The 12,175-nt window shown below is 43.2% G+C and carries 12 protein-coding genes; 6 read left to right on the top strand and 6 right to left on the bottom strand.

Annotated elements, in window-relative coordinates; all coding sequences use genetic code 11:
* Positions 1-288 precede the first annotated feature (288 nt).
* Both aciT and LZZ98_RS05315 read left to right on the top strand, forming a co-directional pair.
* A complete protein-coding gene (gene aciT / locus LZZ98_RS05320; protein ID WP_237786965.1) occupies positions 289-624 on the top strand; it encodes a ciprofloxacin tolerance protein AciT in 336 nt (111 codons plus the stop codon).
* A gap of 157 nt (positions 625-781) precedes the next feature.
* Positions 782-1,261, top strand: a complete 480-nt coding sequence (locus LZZ98_RS05315; RefSeq protein ID WP_237786964.1) for an SCP-2 sterol transfer family protein — start codon at positions 782-784, stop codon at positions 1,259-1,261.
* Positions 1,262-1,331: 70 nt separating this feature from the next.
* Here LZZ98_RS05315 and dtd read toward each other — a convergent pair whose 3' ends face one another.
* The gene (gene dtd / locus LZZ98_RS05310) at positions 1,332-1,772 is read right to left on the bottom strand and encodes a D-aminoacyl-tRNA deacylase (RefSeq protein WP_237786963.1); all 441 of its coding nucleotides are present in this window, start codon (positions 1,770-1,772) and stop codon (positions 1,332-1,334) included.
* Between the two features lie 358 nt (positions 1,773-2,130).
* Between dtd and pncB the strand changes: the two genes are divergently transcribed.
* From pncB to asd, 3 genes are all read left to right on the top strand, one after another.
* Positions 2,131-3,336: a nicotinate phosphoribosyltransferase gene (gene pncB, locus LZZ98_RS05305; RefSeq protein ID WP_237786962.1), complete on the top strand. Its 1,206-nt coding sequence runs from the start codon at positions 2,131-2,133 to the stop codon at positions 3,334-3,336.
* Positions 3,337-3,450: 114 nt separating this feature from the next.
* Positions 3,451-4,299: a sulfurtransferase gene (locus tag LZZ98_RS05300; RefSeq protein WP_166170553.1), complete on the top strand. Its 849-nt coding sequence runs from the start codon at positions 3,451-3,453 to the stop codon at positions 4,297-4,299.
* Positions 4,296-5,147, top strand: coding sequence for an archaetidylserine decarboxylase (gene asd / locus LZZ98_RS05295; RefSeq protein WP_237786961.1), 852 nt, complete (start codon positions 4,296-4,298; stop codon positions 5,145-5,147). The genes LZZ98_RS05300 and asd overlap by 4 nt, the downstream gene beginning before the upstream one ends.
* Positions 5,148-5,253: 106 nt before the next feature.
* On the opposite strand, the gene LZZ98_RS05290 is transcribed toward asd, so the two are convergent.
* From LZZ98_RS05290 to LZZ98_RS05270, 5 genes are all read right to left on the bottom strand, one after another.
* Positions 5,254-5,865 carry an SPOR domain-containing protein gene (locus LZZ98_RS05290; protein WP_237786960.1) on the bottom strand — a complete coding sequence of 204 codons (612 nt, stop codon included), beginning with the start codon at positions 5,863-5,865 and terminating at the stop codon, positions 5,254-5,256.
* Between the two features lie 22 nt (positions 5,866-5,887).
* On the bottom strand, positions 5,888-7,678 hold the full coding sequence (argS, locus tag LZZ98_RS05285) for an arginine--tRNA ligase (RefSeq protein ID WP_237786959.1): 1,791 nt from the start codon (positions 7,676-7,678) through the stop codon (positions 5,888-5,890).
* Between the two features lie 212 nt (positions 7,679-7,890).
* The gene (locus LZZ98_RS05280) at positions 7,891-9,198 is read right to left on the bottom strand and encodes a DUF445 domain-containing protein (RefSeq protein WP_237786958.1); all 1,308 of its coding nucleotides are present in this window, start codon (positions 9,196-9,198) and stop codon (positions 7,891-7,893) included.
* 30 nt (positions 9,199-9,228) lie between these two features.
* Positions 9,229-9,783, bottom strand: coding sequence for a CC0125/CC1285 family lipoprotein (locus LZZ98_RS05275; RefSeq protein WP_237786957.1), 555 nt, complete (start codon positions 9,781-9,783; stop codon positions 9,229-9,231).
* Positions 9,784-9,833: 50 nt separating this feature from the next.
* Complete coding sequence (locus LZZ98_RS05270; RefSeq protein WP_237786956.1) at positions 9,834-10,373, bottom strand: DUF924 family protein; 540 nt, start codon at positions 10,371-10,373, stop codon at positions 9,834-9,836.
* Positions 10,374-10,585: 212 nt separating this feature from the next.
* On the opposite strand from LZZ98_RS05270, the gene gshA reads away from it, so the two are divergent.
* On the top strand, positions 10,586-12,163 hold the full coding sequence (gene gshA, locus LZZ98_RS05265) for a glutamate--cysteine ligase (RefSeq protein ID WP_237786955.1): 1,578 nt from the start codon (positions 10,586-10,588) through the stop codon (positions 12,161-12,163).
* Positions 12,164-12,175: the final 12 nt, after the last annotated feature.

Raw genomic sequence — 12,175 nt, 5'->3', positions numbered from 1 at the left:
AAAAGTTTTTTTATTGATTAAAATGAGTTGTTTTTTTGTAATGACACGGCAAGTCCGAGCCCATCTCGTTTCCAGAAAAAGTTAAAAATAAAAAAATGTAATGACAAAATAATATTGCGACAAGGTATGTCGCTTACTGAAAATACAAGACTTTTTTTCTTAAAAAAACTCCGCATAATGCTTGCATAGAAATTGATATAAATATATTTCAGCATTTATTCACGCTATCGGGGATTTGATTTAGACCCATATAAAAGTGTCAACATCCTTTATAGGACGGAGGTTTTTATGGTTACAGCGAATTTAGCAACCATTGTTGGCTTAAGCTTGATTGCGGCTGCTTTGATAGCTGTTTTCTTCTCGCCTTATCGTCGTTTGTTAAGCTATATGTTTGCAGGTATGCTGTTTTGGGGAGTGATTGAAGCCATTCGCTTCAGCACACAAATCGTTTTTGATTTACCCATGGCATACAGCTATCTGACTGCGTTAATGTCGGTGATGGTTATTGTAACTATGCTGCTATTACGTGAAGATCGTCGTGCAGAACGAGCTTTAGCCAAACGTCAGTATATTGAACATACACCAGTTTATGACGATGAACAGCAACAGTGTTCAAGCCGTTAATTTGTAAGATCTATAAATTAAATTAAAAAAATAAAAAGATGTGCTCAGGCACATCTTTTTTTATTGATTATTGTTATACAAAGCCTTACTTCAAAAAACACAAGTTATGGTAGGATAAGTCGTCAATTTTCCAACAATTACAATAGGCTTAAATGTCATGAAACTATCTTCGATTCCTGTCGTAAAATTACCACTGGTCGATGTAAGCACGGATCCGCTTGATTTGTTAGTTGCGGGCTTGGCTTTGCGTATGAAGCAATTGGCTCGTACCAGTCCAAAATTTATTGAGCTGGTTCATGAACGTCAATTCCGCATTCAAATTGGTACTGACCTGGGTGTTGCACGTCAAATTATTGTAAACAATGGACAAATTGACACAGTAGCAGGTGATGTGGAAAAAGCGGACTTCATTTTGCAGTTTGCAGACAGTGAACAAGGTGTAAAAACTTTAATAAAAGGTGATCCCAGCGCTTTCATGACTGGCATGCAAAATGGAACCATTAAAATGGAAGGAGATTTTGGTCTTTTGGTCTGGTTTAACAAAGTTGCCAAACTGATTCCACCAAAATTACCTAAGCCAGTACAAGAAAAAGTGAAATTGGTGCGTTCATTTATCCGTGAAAAAACCGGTAAATAATTTCAGATCTGCATTTAAAAATAAAAAAGCCCTCAATCGAGGGTTTTTTTATGATGGCAATATTGTCGCCTTATTCAACTTCCAGATTAAACGTCACCGGTCCATCATTGACCAAATGCACTTTCATATCGGCTGCAAAAATGCCAGTTTGCACATTCTCAAATTGTGATTTTGCATATTCAACCAATTGTTCATAAAGTGCTTTGGCTTCACTTGGCGGCATCGCTGGACCAAAGTCAGGACGTAAGCCTTTTTGCGTTTGCGCCATTAAGGTAAATTGTGAAACCAATAATAATCCGCCACCCGCTTGACTGACATTCCAGCCCATCTTGCCTTGTTCATCATCAAAAAAACGATATTTCAAGATCTTGTCGATCAGCTTTTTGCCTTTTTCCAGATTGTCTTCTTTAGCTAATCCCAGAAAAACCAAAATGCCTTTTTCAATTTGCCCAGTGGTTTCACCATCCACCACAACCTTTGCTTCTAGAACCCGTTGCAATAATGCACGCATAACTTAACCAATTTAAATCTTCAATTTATCCGCAGCATTGTAGCAAACAGACAGAAATTTAAGCTTTAAAATACACACAATATCTCAACAGAATCATCAGGTTTGGTTAAAGATGTTTTACTCTATCTTTGCATGAATAAACCCAAGCAGACTTTAACGAAACTGGATATGAAGATGCAAATGCGAGAGTCGTGACTCAAGGCCGCTCACAGGAAATAAAATACAGCTCTATTACGGAATAACAGTGAGGTTTAACCGTGACTCTATTGCCTTGACGGGTACAGCTGTACGCAAAACTAGCAATATCAAGATAAAAAGTGTGTTTTAATGCAGTCAGCACAGCGAAATTTCATTAGATATGGCTCCAATCATTCAATCTTTGCTTGATACCGACTTGTACAAATTCACCATGTTACAGGTGGTATTGCATAAATTTCCTCAAACGCACAGTGTTTATCATTTCCGTTGCCGTAATTTAGAGGATACCGTTTATCCACTGACGGATATTCTGGGCGATTTGAATCAGCAACTCGACTATTTATGCCAGCTTAAGTTTAAAGAAGGTGAGCTGCTCTATCTGCGCAGTTTACGTTTTATCAAAAGTGACTTCGTCGATTATCTGGAACTGTTCCAGCTGAAACGTCGTTTTATTAAAGCCAGTATTGATGAACAAGGTCGTTTGGATATTTGGGTTGAGGGACCCATGGTTCAGGCGATGATGTTTGAAATCTTTGTGCTGGCCATTGTCAATGAACTGTATTTCATGCGTATTCGCAGTGATGAAGTTTTGGCAGAAGGTGAACGCCGTTTGCAAGCCAAAGTCGAACTGTTAAAGCATTATGAAAAAGAATTGAAGCCTCATGAACCACCTTTCTTGGTGTCTGACTTTGGTACGCGTCGTCGTTATAGTTTTGCCTGGCAAAAGCATGTGATTGAAGTATTTAACCAAGCCTCACCGAATATTTTCCGTGGTACCAGCAATGTGTTGATTGCGAAAGAATTGGGAATTACTCCGATCGGAACCATGGCACATGAGTTTTTACAGGCCTTTCAGGCTCTGGATGTGCGTTTACGCGATTTTCAGAAAGCGGCACTGGAAACCTGGGTGCAGGAATATCGTGGTGATTTAGGGATTGCCCTGACCGATGTGGTAGGAATGGATGCATTCCTGCGTGACTTCGATTTGTATTTTGCCAAACTGTTTGACGGTTTGCGTCATGATAGTGGCGATCCCTATGCATGGGGTGATAAAGCCTATGCGCACTATAAGAAATTAAAAATTGACAGCAAAACCAAGATGCTGACCTTTAGTGATGGGCTGAATCTGGAAAAAGCCTGGGGCTTGCATCAATACTTTAAAGACCGCTTTCAGGTCAGCTTTGGTATTGGTACCAATTTAACCAATGACTTGGGACAAGCGCCACTCAATATTGTGTTAAAACTAGTGGAATGCAATGGTCAATCGGTAGCAAAAATTTCCGACAGTCCAGGAAAAACAATGACCGATAACGATACCTTCCTGGCCTATTTACGTCAGGTATTTAATCTCACCGAAACAGAATAATCATGATGGCTATAGCTGATTTTTTGCTAAACCAATGCAAAAAAATCAGCATAATAGTGAAAATGACTTATGCTAAGATCGTCCATGTTGATCTGAATAAAACACGAAAAAAGTATGACTGTATCTGCGTTTAATTTTGCTCTGCTAATAGAAGCAGAAGAGCTGGTTCCGTTTTTAGGCAATGAAAAATTACGCATTGTCGATTTAAGCCGTCGTTCTGTTTATGATCAATTGCATATTCCGCATGCCATTCATGTGCAACCGAAGCAGCTGGTACGCCAAGAAGAGCAGGCTTCAGGTTTGTTGCCTGATGTAGAGGGCTTAAAAGCCCTGATTGAATATCTGAATATTTCTCCGGAACATCATGTGGTGGCTTATGATGATGAAGGTGGGGCTTGGGCAGGGCGTCTGATCTGGAACCTGCATTGTCTGGGTTTTGAAAATACCAGCCTGTTAAATGGTGGCATTCATGCCTGGCTGGCAGCCGGTTTGCCTACTTCTTCAGAAGTGGAGAAATTAGTTCCCGTAGTGCCTCTGGTGGAGATTAATCTAACCAATATCGAAAAGTACCGTATTGAATATGCAGAGCTGTTAGAAAAAGTACAAAACAATAGCATTCAATTGTGGGATTGCCGCACCGAAGATGAATATACCGGTCTTCGTCTTGCAGCGCGACGCGGCGGTCACATTCCAAATGCCCGACATTTTGAATGGAGTACTGCCCTAAATCGTGAAAATCATTTAAAATTGCATCCTTTACAACGCACTCAACAGCGCTTGGAACAACTGGGTTTCAATTTAAAACAACCTGTGGTGGTCTATTGTCAGTCACATCATCGTTCGGGTTTGGCCTATATTCTGGGCCGATTGCTCGGTTGGGAGATACAGGCTTATGATGGTGCGTGGAGTGAATGGGGCAACCGCCTCGACAGTCCGATTATTACCGGAGAGTTACCATCTTGAGCTTCGCATCACGTTTAAAAAAACAAATTTTTATTCAAGCACAACGTGTTGTGCCACAACACCAATTATCACGTGTCGTGGGTAAACTGGCTGCCAGTGAACATCCGATTATCAAAAATACCGTGATTCAGGCTTTTAAAGCCCAGTATGGAATTGATATGTCGATTGCTGAACAAAGCAATGCATTGAAATTCAAATCATTTAACGAATTTTTTACCCGCTCTTTAAAACAGGGTGTGCGTCAAATTGATGCTGATCCGCATAGTATTGTGTCGCCTGCAGATGGCGCAATTTCACAGCTGGGTAAAATCGAAGATGGCGATATTTTTCAGGCCAAAGGGCAAAGCTTTTCGGTGGAAAAACTGATTGCCGATCCGCAACTGGCGGAGCCATTTAAAAATGGTCATTTTGCTACAGTGTATTTATCACCTAAAGATTACCACCGTGTGCATATGCCTTTTGCCGGGACTTTGACTGAAACCCTGTATGTTCCAGGTGAATTGTTCTCGGTGAATCAAACCACAGCGGAAAACATTCCGGGACTGTTTGCCCGTAATGAACGTATGGTCTGCCTGTTTGATACTGAACTGGGCCGTATGGCGGTGGTTTTAGTGGGTGCCATGATTGTTGCAGGCATTGAAACTGTAGCTACCGGTAAGGTGAAACCGACTGGACATCTGGAATTGAACCAGCACAACCTGTTCCTTGAAAAAGGCGCAGAGTTGGGACGTTTCTACTTGGGTTCAACTGCGGTAATTTTATTTGAAAAAGATAAAATGCAGTGGGACGCGATGTTTAAAGCCAACTCTGTTGTAGTAATGGGCGAGGCTTTGGGGCATACGGTTTAATAATATTCCTCCTCCCTCCGGGAGAGGGTTAGGGAAAATCTACTGTTAAAATAAAAAGAGCCTTATATAAAGGCTCTTTTTGATGTCATTTAGAAAAAAATCTGAATTAACGTTTCACTACAATAGAATCAATGCCACTGCGTTGTAAGGTTTGCTGGGCAATAATCGCAGCTTCAGAAGAATCATAAGGCCCAGAAATCACCCGATACCAGGTTTGACCGCCTTCCACTGTTTTCACCACATCGGCAGATAAACCATTCAAGATAATTTCAGCACGGCGGGCATCGGCACTATCCGGATCGGGATAGCTACGAACCTGCAGAATATAACTCGGCTGGTGGGCAACTGGTGCTTCAGAAGTTTCTAGTCCTGGTTCGGCTGTCTTAGCTGGAGGAGCCGTTTCTGCTTCCGGTGCTTCAACAATCACTACGGTTCCAGAGTTCTTGGTTTCAGGCACTGCCTGATCTGGAATAGGCGTCACTTGCTGCTGTGGCAATAAGTCGTAGAAACGATAATCCTTGTTGGTATCTTCCTGATAATGTTCAGAACTGATCTGATTTTTCGGTTTAACCGGTGCCCACGGTTTCCATAGCATCAAAGCTACAGCAAAACTCAACACGATTAAAATAACGACAAGCGTTCCCAGCCATGCAGGAATTAATGGCTTTTTCGGCTTATTCGGTCGCTCAGAGACACCGCGCTGCGTTTTTCCAAACACGTGGGATTTCCTTTTGTGCTAATTACATTGATGTAGGAGCAGATACACCTAATAATTCTAAACCATTACGTAAAACCTGCTGTACGTTTACTGAAAGCAATAAACGGGCTTGCGTAAGTTCAGCATCATCATTGAGTACTTTATGCTCATTATACCAACCGTGGAATAATGCTGCCAATTCTTTCAGATAGTTACCGACTTGATGCGGTTCATAACTGTTGGCTGCACGAATCACAATTTCAGGGTAAGCCGCAAGTTTAGCTAAAATTTCAGTTTCAGCATCAAGATCAAGTTTCGCAGCAAATTGACGTGCATTCACGGCATCAAAATTCACATTGCTGGATGCTGCTTTTTCAAGCATACGGCAAATACGCGCATGTGCATATTGAATGTAATACACCGCATTGTCTTTACTTTGCGACACAGCAAGATCCAGGTCGAAGTCAATGTGCTGTTCAGACTTGCGCATCACGTAGTAGAAACGCGCAGCATCGTTGCCGACTTCTTTACGCAGGTCACGTAAAGTCACGAACTGACCTGAACGAGATGACATTTGTACCATCTCGCCACCACGCCATAAACTCACGAACTGGACTAAAAGAACGGTCAATTTTTTCGAGTCATAACCCATGGCATCAATGGCAGCTTTAACACGTGCGATATAACCGTGGTGGTCTGAACCCCAGATATCTACGATATCGGTATAGCCACGTTGTAATTTATTCAGGTGGTAAGCAATGTCGGATGCAAAGTAAGTGGTTTGACCATTACGGCGTTTCACGACACGGTCTTTTTCATCGCCAAATTCAGTCGATTTAAACCAGATGTTACCGTCTTGTTCATACAAGAAACCACGTTGATCAAGAGTTTGAAGCGCTTCTTCAATTTTATCCGTCAATGATTCTTCACTGAACCACTGGTTGAAGGTGACGCCAAATTCGCCAAGGTCATCTTTAATATCATCAAGAATGGCTTTTAAGGCCGCTTGTAAGAATACGCGGTAGCCTTGACCGATTAATTGTTGTGAATTGAAAATCAAGCCATCGATGTGCTTTTCTTTGTCACCTGAAAGCACGACTTTATTGCCATCTGCATCGAGTTCAGCCGCAAACTGTACATCCTCAGGAACATCTTTATAAACATCAGCGACTGGACGTACATAAGCATCGCCATCTTGGTCGATAATGCTTTGTGCGATTTCTTTTACATAGTCGCCTTGATAGGCATTTTTAGGGAAAACCAGTTGCTGACCGGTTAATTCTAGGTAACGTAAGTATGTAGACGTTGCCAGAATATCCATCTGACGGCCGGCATCATTGACATAATATTCACGGTCAACTTTGGCACCGGTTGCTTCCAGCAGATTGGCAACAGTCATGCCATAGGCTGCACCGCGACCATGACCGACGTGCAGGCTTGAAGTCGGATTGGCAGAAACAAATTCGACTTGAATGCGTTTTTCGGCATTGGCTTGGGTACGGCCAAACTGATCTTGTTGCGCTTGAATTTGGTCTAAAACAGCGAAGCGTTGGTCGGCATTTAAAAAGAAGTTAATAAAGCCGGGACCCGCAATTTCTGCTTTGCTGATGTCTGCTACTTCAGGAAGGCTTGCAAGAATTTTTTCTGCAAGATCACGAGGTTTCATACCCGCAGCTTTAGAACCAATCATTGCAATATTTGAAGCGAAGTCACCGTGGCTTCGGTCTTTGGTTCGCGTTAAATGACCGCTGTTATTCCAGTCGGATGGAAGTACACCTTCAGCTTGAAGAGATTGCACTGCATGATCGAGAGCTGCTTGTATTGCCGTATTCATAGTCAGTCGAAAAATAAATGTCGCAGAAAAACAGCAAATATAACAAATTTCACAGTCTTTAGGTGAACCCATTTGTATTGAATGAATCTTGTCCGACAACGAGCGCAGAATTGAGGCCAGATAAATTCTGCAAAAGATTCAAAAAAGCATGATTTATGGCATACATGCTGCTTTTTAGTTTAGCAAGATTATATGTTGAGGCCTTAAATTCGTTAAAGCGCCCAGTCAATCAGCGCGCGAATAATGCCCAGAATGAGGCCAATAAAGCCACCGACCACCACACCATTGACCCGGATCATATGTAAATCGCCACCGACTTCATTTTCAATTTTGTCGATCATTTCGCGTGAATCCCATTCATGAATACGTTCGCTGATAAAACGGATCACTTTTTCACTGTATTGATCACTTAAATTGACGGCAAGCCCACTCATCCGTTCATTCAGCAATTGACGTACTGCCGGATTGAAAATGATATTTTCCCCGAGTTGTTGAATCGCAATACGCAGGTTTTGCGCAATGCCTGAATCGGCTTTGAGTAAATCGGCCTTGATGGCATCACAAAGAATGACTACGGCACCACTGATAAAATTCAGTACCTGAGGGCTATCTAGCAGGGCATCTTTGCTACGGTTTAGCCGTTCACTGGCCTCACTTTCATTATCGGCCAGTTCCAGCATCAGCTGCTGGCCCATCTGTTCAATTCTTTGCCGCCAGGGATGCTGCGGATCGGCCAGCATGGATTCCACCCGTTCAATCAGTGAATCAATGGTGCGTTGCTGCACATCAATCCCAATCCAGCTGGCACCTTTGGCCAGTTTCCATACTCCCAATTCCTTGAACAGTTGGCGGCTCAGCTCCCGCGCCTGCTCAGGGTGCGACACCATCCAGCCATGGGCCAAATCGAGTCCGCGTTGCAATACATCCTGATGAAAGTCATTTTCCAGGACCGCGCGCAACATTTCACTGGCCAGCGTATTAACCCGCGTGTTGCGAACCCATTGCACGCTGTTGTTTTGAATAAAATTTCCAATCTGTTCCTGACCAACAAATTCAAAAATCTTGGGTACGGTTTGCTGAATGACTTGCGTGACCTGGGTGTTATTTTCCGGCTTTGCCAACCATTGCCCGATGGCCAGACTCAGATCGGTACTTTTTATGCTTCTTTCCACCACTTGCGGAGATAAAAAGTTTTCCTGTACAAAACGTCCCATGGATTCGGCAATCCGGGCTTTGTTGCGCGGAATGATTTCAGTGTGGTCGAGCAGAAACTTGGGAATTGGCATTTTCCCAAAAGGATTGCGGAACAATACGGTAATGGCATACCAGTCGGCCAGTCCGCCGACCACACCCGCTTCGGCAGAAAGCATGAAAATATGAACCAGCCAGGCATATTCAGGAATCAGTTTGGCCATTACCATTAACACCAACCAGGTCACAATGGCACTGATGAGGGCAATGGTGGCAAAGCGTTTACTGCGTTGCAAACTCGGTGTGGTGATTGCTTCCGCTGTGGTCATGCAGGATTCCTGTGAGTGGCTAGGCTATTGTTATTTTGCTGTTTTCGGCACGGGTGGCGGTAGTATCTGGCCGCTCGGGCTTAGGCCATACTTTTGTCCTAACGATTTTAAAATCAAATAGGCATCAAAGGCATCATCCGGTACTTTTTTCTGATCTTTATAACATTCAATGGTATAGGAAACTTGTACCGGGTCAATAGTCACCACGCGCGGCATGTCATAAAACGGGTCAGGCCAGAAGCCGGGATAACGGTGATAATAACCATAGGGATAGTACATCGGGCTGGAATAGACCACTGCCTGACGTGGTGGCTGGTTACGGTTACTCGGATCATTCAGTACCTTAAAATAGCGGAATCCGTTTTGTATCGTGGTCTGAGCGGCTTTCACTAAGGTGATTTCTTCGGCAGTTCCAAAACTCATATTGGGACGCGCCTGAAAGCTGATGCGATAGGTTTGCGTATTCAAGGGCGTATTGCTGAATTGCCCCAGCTGGTCAAAAGTCAGCGGTTTGGAAGGTGTGGTTGCACAGCCTGACAGGGTCATTGCCAAGACCATGCTCAAACCTATAATGCTATTCTTCATGTTAAACCTCCATACGATTTACTGTGCGCGGGAGGAGACACAATAAATGGTTAGAAACGACTGTTCGGTTGGGTTAAAAATTCGAGCTCTTCTGCAGTTGAAGTACGCGCCAGGATGTCATTGCGATGCGGATAGCGCCCGAAACGGTCAATAATTGCCTTATGCATTTTTTCGTAATCCAGATTCATTGGATTATTTAAGCGTTGAAATAATTTTAACGCGAATTCGTGAATCAGTTTCGATTCACTGTGCATAAAGGGCATGTATAAAAACGCACGTTGTTCTGGACTTAATTGTTTATCCAAATCCAAGCTAATGGCTTCTTGTGCCAATACCAATGCCAGAGAATCCTGAGCAAAGGCTTGGGCTTGATCCCGAAACAGGTTACGTGAGAATTGATCCAGAACAATAATTTCTGCCAGCCGGCCTTCAGCGGTTTTACGCCATGACCACAGTTCGGCATGTGCAGCTTTTTGGTGAATGTCCTGAAATTTTTGCTTGATCAGTGCATCAAAATCATCACTTTTAGCAAACCACAGTGGCTGGGTTTCAGGATTAAACCAAAAGTCCAAAATATCTGGATAATTCATAATATTTACAATTCCTTAGCACTTATTATTCAATACAAACACAAAATTCAGATGTCTTATAGAGTAACTTTGTGATAAAAATTTGCCAGAAAATAAGTTGTTGTTTTGCTTGAAAACTAGACAGGGCATGATTTGACTGCCCCAATTCACGTTATACTTATATAAACTGATGATTTTATTTTAGTAGTTATCTTCCGGTAAGCGAGATTGTAATGAGTCAACCCGAATCGACCTCTCAAGTTGTGGTACCAACTTGGGTGGATTCTTCGCTGTTTAATGGCATGCTGCGTGGTATTGAACGAGAAAGCCTGCGTATGCAAAGCAATGGCTTTTTATCACAAGCAGGGCATCCAAAGGCATTGGGGTCGGCATTAACACATCCGCACATTACCACTGACTATTCCGAAGCCTTGATGGAGTTTATTACCCCTCCACAAGACAGCATTAAAAAAGCACTCGATTATTTAGCCGATATTCATGCCGTTGCGCATCGCAATTTAGAAAATGATGAAAAATTGTGGCCCTTGTCGATGCCGTGTATGCTGAATGATGACGAAGAAAGCATTCGTTTAGCCCAATATGGCAGCTCCAATATTGGACGCTTCAAGACTCTATATCGCCGTGGTTTAGGGGTGCGTTATGGTCGCCGTATGCAAACCATTTCCGGGGTGCATTATAATTTATCTTTTCCAGATCAAGTGTTTGAAGCACTGCAACAACATGAAAACGATGAAGCCCTAAAAAGCCTCAGTTTGCAGGATTATCGCAGTCACCGTTACTTTGGCTTAATCCGTAACTTTATCCGTTTAACCCCCTTGGTGATGTTTCTGGTCGGGGCTAGTCCTTCAGTGTGTAAATGCTTTATGATCGGGCGCGACCATCATTTATTGCCTTTATTAAAAGGCACCTTGTTCTTGCCGTATGCGACTGCATTGCGTATGGGCAATTTTGGTTATCAAAATTCCGCACAGAAACAATTGGGAATTCACTACAACAACCTGTCAGGTTATCTGGAGGGCTTGCAGAAAGCGGTGAAAACGCCTTATGCGCCTTTTAGCCGTTTAGGCTTAAATGATGAACACGGTGAACCGATTCAGATCAATGATCATGTACTGCAAATTGAAAATGAGTACTACAGCCTAGTCCGTCCGAAACAGGTGCCTCAAGCAGGAGAAACTCCGTCGCAAGCGCTGCAAAATCGCGGGGTCGGTTATGTCGAACTGCGTGCAGTCGATGTCAATCCGTATAGTCCGATCGGGATTGATGAAAATACGGCGGCATTTCTGGAAGTGTTGGCACTGCATTGCCTGGTACAAGATAGCCCGGATTTGCTCGACCCGGAACAGGAACAGATTGAGCGTAATCAGGCCGAAGTGGTCAATCGTGGCCGTGCGCCAAATGCCACTATTGTGGATGCAGCTGGGAAGCACCCGATTGAAGATTGGGCGCGTGCGCAGGTCATCAAAATGCAGCCTTGGGCTGATTTACTGGATATCAGCTATAACACCAAGATGTATTCAGCAGCCTTGGCAGTTATGCTCGGTCGTATTGATGAGGTGGATGAAACCCTGTCTGCTCAAGTGATTGCCGATACTTTAGAAAATGGCGGCACATGGAGTTTTGGTAGTTTCATGGCACAACAACATGCAACGACCTATGAGCAGCATGAATTAAGCCCGGATACATTGTCTTATTTTGATGATTTAGCGGGGCAGTCATTGCAACAGCAACAGCAACTCGAGCAAGATAGCAGTCTCAGTTTTGAGCAATATCTTGCCGATTATCGATAAAATTAAGAGGAT

It is taken from the genome of Acinetobacter sp. SM34 (assembly GCF_022012365.1).
Taxonomy (GTDB): Bacteria; Pseudomonadota; Gammaproteobacteria; order Pseudomonadales; family Moraxellaceae; genus Acinetobacter.
Note: the sequence above shows the minus strand (reverse complement) of the source record. Positions and strands in the feature narration are given on the sequence as shown.